The organism is Sinomonas sp. ASV486, assembly GCF_030908215.1.
Lineage (GTDB): Bacteria > Actinomycetota > Actinomycetes > Actinomycetales > Micrococcaceae > Sinomonas > Sinomonas puerhi.
In genome coordinates, this window is record NZ_JAVFJK010000004.1 from 327206 (window position 1) to 341328 (window position 14123).

Sequence of the window (14123 nt, forward strand, 5' to 3'; positions counted from 1 at the left end):
ATCACGAGGAGGATCGCCGCCCGATGAGAGCCTCCCAGACGCGCCGCAAGTCGAGCCGGCCGTCGGCGGCCCGGCCGAGGACCGCGCCGACAACCATGAACAGGAGGGAGCCGAGAAAGCCCCAGAGGCCGAACTGGAAGGACATGAAGGCGAGGAACGCGCCTGCGCCCGCACCCACTATGGTCAGATTCACTGGACCTCGATTCCGGACGGCTTGGCGCCCTGCCGTGCCTCGCCGATATAGACGTCGGCAATCTCGACGTTGACCTCGATGACGGAAAGGCCGGTGAGCGCCTCGACCGCGCGGTACACCGCGGCCCGGACCCTATCCGCCAGATCCTGGAGGGGGATGCCGTACTGGGCCACGAGCGTGACGTCGATGGCGGCCTGCTTCTGGCCGACCTCCACCCGGACCCCAGCGGCGCTGTCGCCCGGGTTCTGGCCCACAGCACCTCGGATGGCACCGAGTGCGCGGGACGGCGTGGTCCCGAGCGAGTGGAGACCGGGCACCTGACGTGCGGCCGCCGCGGCAACCTTCGCCACGGCCGCCTCATGGACGACTGTCCTGCCAGTGGCCGCCACGGCGTACTCGTCTGAGCGCGCGGCACCGTCCCCGAACGGGCCTGCCTGCTGGGTCACCGCGCCTCCCCTCGTCGTTGCCCGCCCGTGCCGACGCGGGCACCAGCGGCGGGACGCCTACGCGCACTACCTTAGTACGCACCGCTCACACTGCACGCGCTCTTCCGGCCGACTGGCCCGTGTGCCAGCATGACCTGAGATTCAATGCGCCATGGCCGGGCTGGGGAGTCGGACGCACGGCGAGGAGGATGCTGTGTTGAGGGACCCGATCCTTGACGCGTGGGCGGATGGCGGGTGGCGCCTCGAGCGATTGCCCATCCAACCGCTCCCCCCTGAGCTCCTCGAGCTGTTCGAGGGCTTGACGCTCGCGCTCATGGAGACGTACTCGCTGGATGCGCCCACACCTCCGGCCCCCGGAACCGCGGCCGTGCGACCCCGCAATGTGCCCGCCGAAAGCTGCTCCGTACTCGTGGTCCTCCGAGGGGGCGAACCTCCCGAGATTGCGGGGGTGAAGCACGACGGCGGCGCTCCCACCTTCCGCATCGCGCTCACCTCGCGCGACAGGGGCGCCCACCTCGTGCTCCTCACGGTCCGCTGTGACGAGCACGGCCTCGGGCATGCGGCTCTGGACTTCACGGCCTAACCGGCATGCGCACATGCCATCCGTCAAGGGTCAAGAGGATCGGACGGCCGTGAACCTTCGGCTCAGGGCAAGGCCAGCCTAGCGGCGCGGCAGGTCCGCAGGCGCGACGATCCCGTCGGCGACGACTCCGAGCATGGACGCGAGGTCCGTCTCGGACAGCCCGCTCGCATCCGCCACGGAGGCCACGGCCCCGACGAGCCGTGAGATCTCCATCGCGCTCACGCCCGGGCGCAGGAGGGGTCCGAGCTCGTCGATGACCCGCTGATTGGCGCCGAGGTACCGCGTGCACTTGGCGGCGAAGGGAGACCCAGGGTCCCCGAGGGCGAGAGTGATCCGAGCGGCAGCGCCCTTGTGCCCGTTGAGGAGCTCCACGTAGTCCGTGAACCAGCTCAGCAGTCGCTCACGGGCGGGTGCGTCGAGCCCGAGTGCCCGTTCGACGGCGGCATTGACCCGCTCCGCCCAGGCCTCCAGGACGGCGTCATACAGCGCTTCCTTGGTCGGGAAGTGTCGATAGAGGGTGCCGGCGCCGACCTCGGCGGCCTTCGCGACCTCGTCCATCGAGACGTCGTTGAAGCCCTTGGCCTTGAACAGGGCGCGCGCGATCTCCACGATCCGATCGCGGTTGCGGCGGGCATCGGCACGCACGGTCACAACACCTTCCCATGAGAGGTTGCAAAGCGGAGAGTCTCTCCGTATAGTTCTAACCGGAGCTACTCTCCTCTTAGTGTACGTCAGCCCACAGGCCAGAACAGGACACTTCCCCGATGCCTCTCTCAACAACACTGCGCGTGTCTCCCGCGCCAACCACAGCCACGGCCGGCAACACCGGCCTCTGGCTCGTCATGCTCGCCCAGCTCATGCTCGTCCTCGACGGCACGGTGGTGAACGTGGCCCTCCCGCATATCGCCTCGGATCTCCACTTCTCCCGCGCCGACCTCAGCTGGGTCCTCAACGGCTACGCCCTCGCGTTCGGCGGCGTCCTCCTCCTCGGCGGCCGCATCGGCGACGTCATCGGCAGGCGCCGCACGTTCCTGCTCGGGGTTGCCGCCTTCACGGTGTTCTCGCTGCTCGGCGGGCTTGCCACCTCACCGCTCCTGCTCGTCGTGGCCCGTGCCCTCCAAGGTCTCGGCGCGGCCTTCGCCGCCCCCAACGTCCTCGCGCTCATCACGACGAACGCGAAGGACGACGGCGCACGGAACCGTGCGCTCGCCCTCTTCTCCGCGATCGCGTCCATGGGAGGAGCCCTCGGCCTCATCCTCGGCGGCATCCTCACCGACGCGGCCAACTGGCGCTGGACGCTCTTCATCAACGTGCCGATCGGCATTGCGATCCTTCTGGCGGTCCCCCGTTTCGTCCAGGAGACGCCGCGTCGGTCCGGCCGGTTCGACGCGCTCGGCGCCGTGACGGCGACCGGCGGCGCCGTCGCCATCGTGTGGGCACTTCTGCAGGCCGCGGACTACGGCTGGACTGATGCCCGCACCATCGGCGGGCTCGCGCTCGGCGTCGTGCTCCTCGTGACCCTGGCCTTCACCGAGCTCCGCGTGGAGCATCCGCTCCTGCAGCCGCGTCTGCTCCGCAGCGCGAGCCGGCTCAGCGCACTCGCCGCGATGGCCGCCACGTTCGGCGGGATGCTTGCGATGTTCTTCCTCATGGTCCAGTACCTCGAGGACGTCCTGCACCTGACGCCGCTCGTGACGGGGCTCGTGTTCCTGCCGATGCCGCTGAGCATCTTCGTCATGTCGCGGGTCATTCCGCGCCTCGTGGAGCGCTTCGGCGCCGAACGGCTCGTGCTCGGAGGTGCGATTCTCCGCGTGGTCGGGTTCCTGCCCCTCACCCAGCTGGATTCGCAGACGCCCTTCGGCGTCGTGATCGGCGCGCTCCTCCTCACGGGGATCTCCGCCGGGCTCACGTTCATGCCGCTCACGTCCCTCGCGCTGAGGGACGTTGAGCCCGAGCACGCAGGCTCCGCCTCCGGGCTGTTCCAGACCATGCAGCAGCTCGGCGGCGCCGTTGGCCTCGCGATCGTCGCCTCGACGTTCGCGGCGTTCGCGGTCCCCGGGGACTTCCTCGTGGGCGGGCGCGCCGGGTTTGTCTCGGCGGCGGTCCTCTCGGCGCTCGCACTCGCGGCCGCCACGGGGCTTGCCTTCAGGCGGCGGGCGTCGGCGTAGCCGCGCACGACGGCGATGCCCGCCCTGCGTCCCCGCCGCCCTTGGGCCGGGGGCGCACGCCCGTGGGGACCGCCCGTGGCGACGGTCGCGGGGAGGCGGCGGGCTCAGCCCGCCTCGACCAAGAGCTTCAGGTTCTCGAGGCCCTGGTGACGGGCCCGCTCCTGGATCCGCTCGATGAGCAGCTCGTCAGCGAACTTTCCGACAACGCTGCCCGGGACGTTGTAGTCGATCTCCGACGTCACGAGGGTGCCCGTGTCGGTCGGCTCGTAGTCCCAGACCTGGGAGCCGTTGAGCGGGCCGTCGAAGCGCAGGCGTATGCGCTTGCCGCCGTTCGGCAGCGGGCCGTTCTCAAGCACGTGCGTGGTGACGTGGAACGGGATACCCGCCATGAGGTACTTGTGCTCGACGACGGTCCCCTCGCCGCCGTCGCCCTCGACCTTCTCGGCATCGCCGAGATTCACCCACCAGGACGACCAGCGGTGGGGGTCGGATGCGATCTCGTACACGCGCTCGACCGGCGCATCGATCGGCATGCTCACCTTGATGTGGCCCATGACATCCTCCTCAATCGAAAGGTTCACCTTCGAACCTACTCAGGCCTCGGCCCACCCACCACGGGCGTAAGACCCGGGTCTTCAGGCCGTGCCGAGCAGCGCGAGGAGCACGCGGCACTCGACCCGGGCGGTCAGCAGCACCGCCCGCTCATCGATCGCGAACATCGGGTGATGGTGCGGCGCGCTGGCCCCAGTGCCGCACCCCACCCCGAGGAAGACGCCCGGCACGCGGGTTGAGAACTCGGCGAAGTCGTCGCTCGCCGAGAGCGGCGGAGCATGCACGACGGTGGCGAGACCGGCGGCGCCGATCGCGGCCTCAGCGGTGGCCGCGAGGGCGGCGTCATTGGCCAGGACGGGAGCGTGGCCTGTCCATTCGAGACGTGTTGAGCAGCCCAGCGCCCCGGCGACGCCCGCCGCGACCTCGGCCACTCGCCGGCGTGCGTACTCCCCGAGAGCTGGGTCGAACCAGCGGAGGTTGCCTAGCAGGACCGCGTCCTCAGGGGCAGCGTTCGCCGCTGTGCCGGCGCGCACCGAGCCGATGGCGACGACGAGGGCCTCGCCCATCGGCGTCTCCTGCGCCGCGGCTGATTGGAGCGCCGTCATGACGTGCGCCGCGGCGAGGATCGCGTCCGAGAACTGGCCCGGCGTGCCCGCATGGCCTGCTCCGCCGACCACGACGAGCCGGAAGAAGTCCGCGCCGGCCAGGACCGTGCCGGGATTCGCCGACACGGTCCCGTAAGGGACGCCGGAGAGGACATGCGCACCGACGACCATGCCGACGCCGTCGAGCACCCCGGCTGCGACCATGGGCGCCGCGCCTGCGAGAAGCTCCTCGGCGGGCTGCAGGCAGAAGCGCACCGAACCGGGCAGCGCCTCACGGCGCGCGGCGAGGACGCTCGCGACGCCCGCGAGCGCGGCAAGATGTGCGTCATGGCCGCACAGGTGACCGGCCGGCCCATCGGCCGCGAACTCCAGACCGGTGGTTTCGCGGACCGGGAGGGCGTCAAGCTCGGCACGCAGGAGGACGCGCGGCCCCGGGAGCGCGCCGTCCAGGTCCGCGATGACCCCGGTGCCCGCGATCCCGGTGCGGACCGCTAGCCCGAGGCCCCCAAGCCTGGCGGCCATGAGCTCGGCCGTAGCATGCTCCTCGAAACCCGGCTCGGGGTGGGCGTGGATCTCGCGGCGCCACCGGATCAGCTCGGGCTCGAGCGCGGCGAGCGCGCGATCCGCGCCCGCCGCGAGGCGTCCCGTGGCCACGCTCATGGCGCAGCCGGCTCCGGTGCGGGAATGAACCCGAGCTGCATGAGCATCCCGAACTGATCGATCACGTGCCAGTGCTCGGCGAGCCGGCCGTCCTGAACCCGGTAGATGTCGATCCCGGCGATCTCGAACGACTTGCCTGAGGCCGGCAGCCCGAGGAACGGCTCGACCTGGGTGCCCTGATTGCGCCAGCGCACCACGACGCGGTCGCCCTCGGCGATGACGTCCTCGACCGCGAAGTGCGGGTCAAGGGCGGTCACGAGCATGGACACGCGGTTGCGGAGGCCGTCGCGGCCGTCGCCCTGACCGGGCAGCGGATCGTGCTCTGCGTAGTCCCCCACCGCGATCTCGTCGATCACGTCAAGGCGGCGTCCGTTGAGGACCTCCTCGTAGAACCGTCCGACAAGCCCGCGTGACGTTTCGGTAGACATAATGTCCGTCCTTTCCTAGTGGTGTGACTTCAGTGTCAGCGCGGGTCGGGGCGGCGAACACGATGGCAACCCACCGACTTGACCACCGAGTGCGGGCCGCTGGCTCCGGTCCTACCCTTGGAGGGACGAAGGGCGGCGCCATGGCGGCGGACACCGGACTGGGATCCGAACTCCGACGGCTGCGCACGGCGGCAGGGCTTACCCAGGAGGGCCTTGCCGAGCGCGCGGGCCTGAGCATCCGTGCTGTCAGCGACACGGAGCGCGGCCTCCGGACCCGCCTCTACCCGGACACGACGGCGCGGCTCGCCGATGCGCTCGGGCTCGCGGGGGCTGTTCGGGAGCGGTTCGCAGGTGTGGCCCGGGGTCGCTCCGCCCGGGGCGTGCTCGGCCCGCTCCCGGCGCCCCGCACGGCGCTTGTGGGCCGCGGCCGAGAGCTGGAGGCGCTCACCGCACTGCTGGCCGGGCCCGGGCTCGTGACGGTCACCGGCACCGGCGGAGTAGGGAAGACGCGGCTCGCCCTCGCGGCGGCCGGCGAGGCCGCGGCGTCGTTCGCGGACGGCGTCGCCTTCGTCCAGCTCGCGAGCTGCCACGATGCCGAATCGGCGGGTCTGGCGATCGCCACGGCACTCGGGGCCAATGCGGCGCACGGCTCGACCGCCGACGTCGTGTGCACCGCGATCGGCGCACGCCGTCTGCTCATCGTCTGCGACACGTTCGAGGTCGTGCCGCAGGCAGCGCCGCTCGTCGCAGAGGCCCTCGCGCGCTGCGCCAACCTCACGGTCCTCGCGACGAGCAGGTCTCCCCTCCGGCTCGGCGGCGAGCGGCTCTGCCCCCTCGGACCCTTGGATGCCGCCGCGGCCGCGCTGCTCTTCGCCGACCGGGCCGTAGCGGCACGGCCCGGGGTTGACCTGGCCCGCTCAGGTGCGCTCGTATCGGATATCTGCGAGCGCGTCCAACGGGTCCCGCTCGCGCTTGAGCTCGCGGCGGCCCGCGTGGCCCATCTCGGCCTCGCCGATCTCCGGGACCGGCTCGGCAGCCAACTCGGCGTGCTCACCGGCGGCTCCGTGGACGACGACGCGCGGCACCGCACCCTCGAATCAACGGTGGCCTGGAGCTATGGGCTCCTCGACGGCGCGGCCCGGGCGGCGCTCGCCCGCCTGGCGTTGTTCGACGGGTGGACGCTCGCCGCAGCGGGGGCGCTCCTGTCCAAGGACCCACTGCCTGAGGTCACCACGCTCGTCGACCAGAGCCTCGTGGCGGCGCCCGATCCGTCCGACCCGCACGGTCGCTACACGATGCTCGACTCGGTGCGGGAGTTCGGGCTCGCGCGGCTCGCAGACGAGGGCATCGAACGCACCGTCCGCGATCAGCACGCCGCATGGTTCCTCGCCGCTGCCGAGTCGTCGGCGGGCGCCATGCGCAGGGCTGGCCAACGTGACGTGCACGAGGACATGGCGGCGGACCTCGGCAACCTCCGGATCTCGTTCCGGTGGCTCGAAGATTCCGAGCGCGGCGAGAAGGCCCTCCGGCTCGCGGCCGCACTATGGATGTTCTGGCTCTGGCACGGTGGATTCGCCGAAGGTCGGGCGTGGATCCGCTCGGCGCTGGCCGCAGCGCACGACGCCGACCCCTCCTTGCGCGCGAGCGCCCACTGGGGCGCGGGCTGGCTCGCGTACCTCCAGGGGGACTACCCCGAGGCGAGGATCCATGCCTCGTCCCTCGCGCGGCTCGCCGCCGCGAGCGGCAGCACTTCCGAGCGGCGCAACGCGCTCACCCTCACGGGAATGGTCGCCCTCGCGGACCGCCGACTCGACGACGCGGCCAGGCTCCTCGGCGAGGCCCTCGAGGCCGCCCACATCCTCGCCGCCGACCCGCCAGCCTCGGAAGAAGGCCGGGCCGCGGGCCAGCCCGCGGCGGATGGCCTGGCCGGCCATCGCCACATCGCATGGCTTGTTGCCATCTCAACCCTCAACGACGGCGTGGGCCTCACGCATACCGGAGGCCTCCCTGAGGCGTCACAGCGCTTTGCCGAGGCACGGGACAGGTTCGCGGCCCTCGGGGACGAGACGTACCGGGCACGGGCGCTCCGCCACCTCGCCGCCGTGCAGGTCCTCGCCGGAGAGGTAGCGCCCGCGCGCAGACTCCTGGAGGAGAGCCTGCGGACCGTCCACGAAGCTGAGGACCGCTTCGGCCTTGCCGAGACGCTCTCCGCCCTTGCCCACCTCGCCGCAGTCGGCCACGACGGGAGGCGAGCCGGCGCACTAGAGACGAGGGCCGCCGTCGTGCGCCGATCTCTGGGAGTAGTCCAGCACCCGTTTGACGCGATCCTCACCGAACGGCATCTCGGGCCACTGCGTGAATCGGCGGAGTATCAGGCGGGGTGGGCCGAGGGGAGTGCGCCCGACGTGGCCGCGGAAGAGGGACTGGACTGGCCCGAGATTCTAGCGTGGCCCTGAATGCGGATTGGCCCTGAATCCGGAGTGGCAGGAAAGCGGAAGGACCCCAGCGTGTGCTGGGGTCCTGCCCGGACACCGCGAGCCCTCCGACTGGACGAACGAAGAGCGGGTCTTCGTGAAGCCGTACCCGGAGTTGACGGCCGGCGTGGACATCGAGAGCGCAATCCTGAGGAGGATCGTCCTTCTCTCTGCCACCGACGCCTTCAGCATTCACCCATGGCACACGGTCAACTCAAACTTCACAGTTAACCTCGTTTTCGAAAGCCTCGCCCACGAGCAGGCAGGGACACTCCTCCGCGACATCACGTCGTCGCGCCTGGCACCACGCTTGGTAGTCGACTCCTTCAACTTCCCCTGCGCACCGCTCTCAGATGGTGGGATCTTGCTGTCGATGCCGTCGACCGGCCAGACAGTACGATCCGCTCATGGCGCCGGCAGACGCGGACGAACTTCCTCTAGCTAGGCGGGGGATGCCGCCGGGGCTGAACGAGGCGCTGACCATCGCTGACAGCCTCTATCTCGCCATGTCTGGGGCTCTCAGAGCCCACACCCCAAGGATCGCCGCACAGGCCAGACCCTGCCTTGCGGCGTCCGCGGTGCCGGGCCGGAGGCCAAGCCAGCTGAAACCGTCGTGCGGGTTCATCCTGGGGTGGACCGCGGCGCTGACTACATCTTATCGTCGTCTTGTTTGGATCCGAAGTAGAAGCCGACCACTGCAGCCGCTAGCCCCTGCAGACCCGAAACCCCAGCAATGGCAGCCGACAGGTCTGCTGACCCGAAGAGGGCAGGATCGTGGGGTATGAATCGGGCCACTAGGAACACACCCATCGTGACCCCATATGAGCCCAGCAAGAACCACATGATTGGCAAGGCGAGAGACCGGCGCATACTGGCTGGGTGCGCCTTGCTCCTTCTGACATCCAGGGTGTCGGCGGTACGCGGAGTACTACGTTCACTGAAGTATGCCGCATCGCCAGAGCCGGGAATCACGTCTTCAATGAAGTCACCGCCGCCGCGCCCCTCCGTTCCGGGCGCCTCCCCAGTCATCAGCAATCCTTCTCATCGGGGATCCGCCGCAGGTCGAAGGTGTCGTCGCTGCCGGGTTCTTCATCCTCGCCCTCAGTAGGCTCGGGCGAACCGTCAGGATTGCGCGTTGCGGCCTCGCCGTCCTTGGTCACTGAGACCGTCCACCCATAGACAGCCAGACTCTGGAGGAGCTCGGACATGTGGGCGCTGATTTCCTCAGCGTCCGCCTCTGGGCTGAGAGTCAAGGAGCCCCCCGCTTTCTCCGGGGGTCAGCCCGGGTTCTGTGCATCATCTGTCACTAGAGTCACCTCTGCGCACTAGAGTCACCTAGACTCCATCTCGGCCGGAAGCGACAGCGCCAGAGGGCAGGGGTCGGGCATAGAACGTGCACCTAAGGTGTTGACATCATGCAGATGAGATGTGTAACTGGCTACACGGCCCATCGCAGCGCCAGGAAGCCCACCACTCAAACTTGCGGCCAAGGAAGAAGAAGTCGATAATGCCCACCACACAAGCCCCAGCTGCAGAACAGCAGCTTGTTCGCCTCAACGTGAACATGAACGAGAAGACCGCCCGGGAGCTCCGAGAGGTAGCCGAACGCGGCGGATACTCCATCACAGAAGTGGTTCGCCGCGCGATTGCCCTCTACCGTTTTGTCTGGGGTGAGACCAAGAATGACCGCATTCTCGTGATCACGGACAGAGACGGCAAGAACCGAAGCGAAATTGTACTCATGTAGATCAGATCGGAGAACCGCAAGGCTCGCCCTCGTCATTCTCGCTTGGTCTGTCCAGCTGTGCAGACCTCTCCGGAATCGCGGGAGAACTCGGAGAGGCCTGCCTGTTGTTAGGTTCGCACTCATCGGCTGGCCGCACCCCCCGGAGGTGGCCCCTAATCACCATTCACCTCCCCGGGTTCACCCTCATAGCGGTGTCCGCTGCGAGTGCAGCGCGCTCGATCTTCAGCGGCGTCTCCCCGGTGAGAGAGTGAATGGCCCTGTTGACGACTCGTACCCGCTTCGCGTCCAACGGGGCGATCAGTGCCTCCTGCGAGAGCAGGGCTCTCTTACCAAGGGCCCACCAGAGCCGCTTACCGGAATCTCCCTTAATCAAGCGGACACCGGTGAACCGAACGTTGCCCCGAAAACGCAATAACCCCCTGCTTCCCAGCGTTTCCGCGGGATGCAGGGGGTTCTTCCTAGTGGCTCCGACCGGCGTCGATCCGGTGACCTTTCGATTTTCAGTCGAACGCTCTACCAACTGAGCTACAGAGCCTCGATGATCTCTCATCGAAAGGCAACTGACCGGAGTCATGTCGCCGTAGCGACCCTGACGGGACTTGAACCCGCGACCTCCGCCGTGACAGGGCGGCGCGCTAACCAACTGCGCTACAGGGCCTTGATTTGGGGGTCTCACCCCCGCTCACAAGACTAAGATCCTAGCAGACCGCGCGGGGCCTTCCAAAATCCAATCCGTGCGTACCCCCAACGGGATTCGAACCCGTGTCGCCGCCGTGAAAGGGCGGTGTCCTAGGCCACTAGACGATGGGGGCGCGTAGACCATCAAACTATAGGGCGAGCCGGCGCGCCGAGACAAATCAGTAGAGTTGAGACATGGATGCGGCGTGGATGAGCGAGGACGAGTTCGAGGCTGCGGTCGACGCCGCCCTCGAGCAGATTCCGAGGAGCATCGCGAAGCACATGGACAACGTGGCCGTCTTCATTGAGGACCACTACGTCCCGCACGCCCATGAGGATCCGCACACCGTGCTGCTGGGCCTCTACGAGGGCATCCCCCTCACGGAGCGAGGCGAGTGGTACGCCGCCGGCTCGCTCCCTGACCGCATCACGATCTTCCGCGAGTCGATCCTGGAAATCTGCGAAACCCGCGAGGACGTCATCGAGGAGGTCCTCGTGACCGTGGTCCATGAGTTCGCCCATCACTTCGGGATCGGCGACGCCCGCCTGCACGAGCTGGGGTGGGGCTGACATGGGCCACGATCACAGCCACTCCCACGGACACTCACACGACTATGGGGCCTCTACCGCTACTGGAAGGCACCGGCGCCGGCTGCTGCTCGTCCTCGCGATCACGCTCGGCGTCGTCGTGGTACAGCTCGTGGCGGGCCTCGTCTCCGGATCCCTCGCGCTGCTCGCCGACGCCGGGCACATGTTCTCCGACGCCGCGGGCCTCGCGATCGCCCTCACCGCCGCGTGGATCGCCGCGCGTCCCGCCACCGACCACCGCACGTTCGGCTACCAGCGGGCGGAGGTCCTCGCGGCCCTCGGCAACGCCCTCGTGCTGATCGTGGTGGCCGTCTTCATCTTCGTCGAGGGCGTCCGCCGCCTCCAGGGCGAATCGGAGGTGCAGACGACGCCGATGCTCACCGGCGCGGTGATCGGCGCCGCCGCGAACATCGCGGGACTCCTGATCCTGCACGGCGCACACCGCGAGAGCCTCAATGTCCGCGGGGCGTACCTGGAGGTGCTCGGCGACCTCGTGGGATCGCTTGCGGTGATCGTGGCAGGGGTCGTGATCGTCCTGACGGGGTGGGTGCAAGCGGACGCCCTTGCCTCTCTCGCGATCGCGGTGTTCATCGTGCCGCGCGCATGGTCCCTCCTGCGCGACGTCGTCGACGTGCTGCTCGAGGCAACGCCCAAGGGCATGAGCCTCGAGACGATCCGGGAGCATGTCCTCTCGGCGCCGGGAGTGGTCGACGTCCACGACATCCACGCATGGACCATCACCTCTGGGGTGCCGGTTTTCTCGGCCCACGTGGTCGTCGACGACTCGGTGCTGGACGCTGAGGGGATGGACCACGTGCTCGACCGCCTGCAGGGGTGCCTGGGCGAGCACTTCGACACCGAACACTGCACGTTCCAGCTCGAGCCGGCCTCACACCGGGAGCACGAGCCCGAGCAGCACGCCTAGCCCAGGCCGCTCAGGTTGCGAGCATCGGCCCGAAGGACGGCCGATCCGCCAGCCGCTCGTCGGCCTGGTCCGGGACCACCATGACGGGGCCCTTCGCATGGTGCAGCACACCGTCTGACGTCGAGCCCAACAGCATCCCGGTGAAGCCGCCACGCCCACGGGTACCGAGCACCAGGAGCTCTACCGTCCGGGAGACGTCAACCAAGACGTCGACGGGCGCTCCGTCGACGAGACTCGTCTGCACTTCAAGGTCCGGGAAGTGGCTCTGCAGCCAGGCCACACCAGCCTTGAGCTGGCCGCGGATGTCCTCGAACAGCTGCTCACGGTCCACGGGCGCGGGGACCCAGGCGAGGCTTCCGCTGAATTGCGGCACCGCGCATACTGCCCTCAGCGGCACGCCCCGCAACATGGCCTCCTCGGCCGCGACGAGGACTGCCCTGCGGGCCTGGTCCGAGCCGTCGACACCCACCGCCACAACGTCTTCGACGGGTGCCCTGCCCTCCTTGGCCTGCTCGGCGGCCACGTACTTGTCGCCGATCGCCTCGCCGAGCCGCTCGGCGAAGCGCAGAGGGACGGTGACGGTGACGCAGTGGGCGTGGGCGGGGAGCGCGCTCGAGACCGATCCGAGGAGCCGCCCGACGAATCCGCCCCGGCCCCGCGTGCCGAACACCAGGAGCTCGGCTGCCTTGGAGAACTCGAGCAGGACGCCCGACGCATCGCCTGATTCGACCGAGGAGGTGATCTCGACGCCCTCGACCGTGCCCAGATTCGAGAGGGCCTCCTTGAGGACCGCCTCGGCGCCGTCACGGATCACGGTGTCGTCGAAGCTCGCGTAGCCTCCGTCGAGGCCGGATGCGGCGAAGAGCGGAACGCTGTAGGCAGTGACGACGTGCAGCGGGCGGCCGCGCCGCTTGGCCTCCCGTGCGGCCCATGCGAGGGCGCAGCGCCCATGGTCGGAACCGTCGACGCCCACCACGATCCCGGTGGGAAGGTCGGCCTGATCCGGATCCTGCCCGGCCGTGCCGCCCTGCGGTTGAAGCCGCTCTTCCATGGCAACCTCCTCCAAACGCTGCGAGCCTAACGCGGCCCCTCATGGCCAATGTCCCCCGGTTTCAGGGGGTGGTCAAGCCTCCGCGCGGCGGGTCTCCGAGGGTGTCATGAAGGGGTCTCGATGGGGGTCTCGAAGGGTCTTTTGCGGACTGTGGAGGCGGCCTACCCAAAGCACCCGATTTTATGTAGGGTTTCAATCGTCCGTGTCGATCTGGAAGGAAGCTTTCGGATCGGCCGATGTTCTGCGAGCAGTCTGAGGGGAACACGCGAGCAGCAACCATCCGTGAACTCCGCAGGAGGACTAGCTCGTGTCTGTACCGCCGCGCCATCAGGAGAGTCTCGCCGTCGACGCTCTGACGCACGGTCCGTCGGCATCTGGGGCGGACAGCAGTCGCGGCAGCGGTAACGGCGTCGAGTCCACCAGCGCCATCGTGATCGGCACCGGGCTGTCGGGCCTCGCAGTGGCCGCAGAGCTCAACCGGCACGGGATCCGGACCGTCACCGTTGACGGGCTGGAGAGCTCCTCCCCCTCCACGGCAACGAGTGCGCTACGCGTCGCCGACCTCGCGAGTTCCGAATCGGCCGAGTACCTCGAGGTGCTCCGCCACCTCCGCAAGTACGCCACAAGCCACGGACTCGATGTCCGTCACCACGTCGTGGCCCGCCATCTCGCGCTCGTCGAAGGGCCGGCCGCCGCCGCTCCTGCGCGCTGGGCGGTGCGCACCGACGACGGCGTGGTGTTCGCGGATGCCGTGATCCTCACGCGGTGCGCGCACAACCAGCTCCGCCGATTCCTCGCCGACCTCGGCTATTCCCTCGGCGACCACCTGCTCGAGGCCCTCGCCCAGATCGGCCTGTACCTCGTGGGCATCACTGGCCTCGCGGCGCCGAGTACGCGCGAGGTTCTCCGGCAGGCGAAGCACGTGGCCACGGAGGTGGCACAACGCGAGGTGGCAGAACACGTGGTGGCAGAACACGGGACTCAGGGCGCCAGCCCCGGGCTTCAGCCAGCCTGACGCGACGGGC

The 14123-nt window shown here is 68.9% G+C and carries 16 protein-coding genes and 3 tRNA genes; 7 read left to right on the plus strand and 12 right to left on the minus strand.

The annotated features are described in order from the left end of the window. Position 1: 1 nt before the first annotated feature. Positions 2-193, minus strand: a complete 192-nt coding sequence (locus RBS60_RS08125) for a hypothetical protein (protein ID WP_307957037.1) — start codon at positions 191-193, stop codon at positions 2-4. Beyond that, positions 190-639, minus strand: coding sequence for an Asp23/Gls24 family envelope stress response protein (locus RBS60_RS08130; protein WP_374049250.1), 450 nt, complete (start codon positions 637-639; stop codon positions 190-192). The genes RBS60_RS08125 and RBS60_RS08130 overlap by 4 nt, the downstream gene beginning before the upstream one ends. A 196-nt stretch (positions 640-835) precedes the next feature. Between RBS60_RS08130 and RBS60_RS08135 the strand changes: the two genes are divergently transcribed. Then, the gene (locus RBS60_RS08135; RefSeq protein ID WP_307957038.1) at positions 836-1222 is read left to right on the plus strand and encodes a hypothetical protein; all 387 of its coding nucleotides are present in this window, start codon (positions 836-838) and stop codon (positions 1220-1222) included. Between the two features lie 78 nt (positions 1223-1300). On the opposite strand, the gene RBS60_RS08140 is transcribed toward RBS60_RS08135, so the two are convergent. After that, positions 1301-1867, minus strand: coding sequence for a TetR/AcrR family transcriptional regulator (locus tag RBS60_RS08140; RefSeq protein ID WP_307957039.1), 567 nt, complete (start codon positions 1865-1867; stop codon positions 1301-1303). A 119-nt stretch (positions 1868-1986) separates the two neighbouring features. Here RBS60_RS08140 and RBS60_RS08145 point away from each other — a divergent pair, with 119 nt between their 5' ends. After that, positions 1987-3390 (plus strand): MFS transporter, encoded by a 1404-nt coding sequence (locus RBS60_RS08145; protein ID WP_307957040.1) that lies wholly within the window; start codon positions 1987-1989, stop codon positions 3388-3390. Between the two features lie 104 nt (positions 3391-3494). Here RBS60_RS08145 and RBS60_RS08150 read toward each other — a convergent pair whose 3' ends face one another. Genes RBS60_RS08150 through RBS60_RS08160 form a run of 3 tightly spaced genes read right to left on the minus strand, consistent with a single transcriptional unit; the run spans position 3495 to position 5635 of the window. Beyond that, complete coding sequence (locus tag RBS60_RS08150; protein WP_307957041.1) at positions 3495-3971, minus strand: SRPBCC family protein; 477 nt, start codon at positions 3969-3971, stop codon at positions 3495-3497. A gap of 54 nt (positions 3972-4025) precedes the next feature. Then, positions 4026-5207: an amidohydrolase gene (locus tag RBS60_RS08155; protein ID WP_307957042.1), complete on the minus strand. Its 1182-nt coding sequence runs from the start codon at positions 5205-5207 to the stop codon at positions 4026-4028. Then, positions 5204-5635, minus strand: a complete 432-nt coding sequence (locus RBS60_RS08160; protein ID WP_307957043.1) for an ester cyclase — start codon at positions 5633-5635, stop codon at positions 5204-5206. Before RBS60_RS08160 ends, RBS60_RS08155 begins: the two co-directional genes overlap by 4 nt. 140 nt (positions 5636-5775) lie before the next feature. Here RBS60_RS08160 and RBS60_RS08165 point away from each other — a divergent pair, with 140 nt between their 5' ends. Beyond that, the gene (locus RBS60_RS08165) at positions 5776-8091 is read left to right on the plus strand and encodes a helix-turn-helix domain-containing protein (protein ID WP_307957044.1); all 2316 of its coding nucleotides are present in this window, start codon (positions 5776-5778) and stop codon (positions 8089-8091) included. 666 nt (positions 8092-8757) lie between these two features. Here RBS60_RS08165 and RBS60_RS08170 read toward each other — a convergent pair. Together RBS60_RS08170 and RBS60_RS08175 are read right to left on the minus strand one after the other, a co-directional pair. Beyond that, a complete protein-coding gene (locus RBS60_RS08170) occupies positions 8758-9138 on the minus strand; it encodes a hypothetical protein (RefSeq protein WP_307957045.1) in 381 nt (126 codons plus the stop codon). Next, positions 9138-9317 carry a hypothetical protein gene (locus tag RBS60_RS08175; protein ID WP_307957046.1) on the minus strand — a complete coding sequence of 60 codons (180 nt, stop codon included), beginning with the start codon at positions 9315-9317 and terminating at the stop codon, positions 9138-9140. The genes RBS60_RS08170 and RBS60_RS08175 overlap by 1 nt, the downstream gene beginning before the upstream one ends. A 299-nt stretch (positions 9318-9616) precedes the next feature. On the opposite strand from RBS60_RS08175, the gene RBS60_RS08180 reads away from it, so the two are divergent. Further along, on the plus strand, positions 9617-9856 hold the full coding sequence (locus RBS60_RS08180; protein WP_307957047.1) for a ribbon-helix-helix protein, CopG family: 240 nt from the start codon (positions 9617-9619) through the stop codon (positions 9854-9856). A 462-nt stretch (positions 9857-10318) separates the two neighbouring features. Here the strand turns inward: RBS60_RS08180 and RBS60_RS08185 are convergent. From RBS60_RS08185 to RBS60_RS08195, 3 genes are all read right to left on the minus strand, one after another. After that, positions 10319-10391 (minus strand) — tRNA-Phe (locus tag RBS60_RS08185). A 49-nt stretch (positions 10392-10440) separates the two neighbouring features. Next, positions 10441-10514: transfer RNA gene (locus tag RBS60_RS08190), tRNA-Asp, on the minus strand. Between the two features lie 81 nt (positions 10515-10595). Further along, a tRNA-Glu gene (locus RBS60_RS08195) sits at positions 10596-10668 on the minus strand. A gap of 61 nt (positions 10669-10729) precedes the next feature. Here RBS60_RS08195 and RBS60_RS08200 point away from each other — a divergent pair. Continuing rightward, on the plus strand, positions 10730-11104 hold the full coding sequence (locus RBS60_RS08200) for a metallopeptidase family protein (RefSeq protein ID WP_307957048.1): 375 nt from the start codon (positions 10730-10732) through the stop codon (positions 11102-11104). A gap of 1 nt (position 11105) precedes the next feature. Next, positions 11106-12047, plus strand: coding sequence for a cation diffusion facilitator family transporter (locus RBS60_RS08205; protein ID WP_307957049.1), 942 nt, complete (start codon positions 11106-11108; stop codon positions 12045-12047). Between the two features lie 10 nt (positions 12048-12057). Here the strand turns inward: RBS60_RS08205 and RBS60_RS08210 are convergent, their stop codons facing one another. After that, entirely contained in the window at positions 12058-13098 is a 1041-nt protein-coding gene (locus RBS60_RS08210; protein WP_307957050.1) for a universal stress protein, read from the minus strand. A 307-nt stretch (positions 13099-13405) separates the two neighbouring features. On the opposite strand from RBS60_RS08210, the gene RBS60_RS08215 reads away from it, so the two are divergent. Continuing rightward, positions 13406-14113: an FAD-dependent monooxygenase gene (locus RBS60_RS08215; protein ID WP_307957051.1), complete on the plus strand. Its 708-nt coding sequence runs from the start codon at positions 13406-13408 to the stop codon at positions 14111-14113. Positions 14114-14123: the final 10 nt, after the last annotated feature.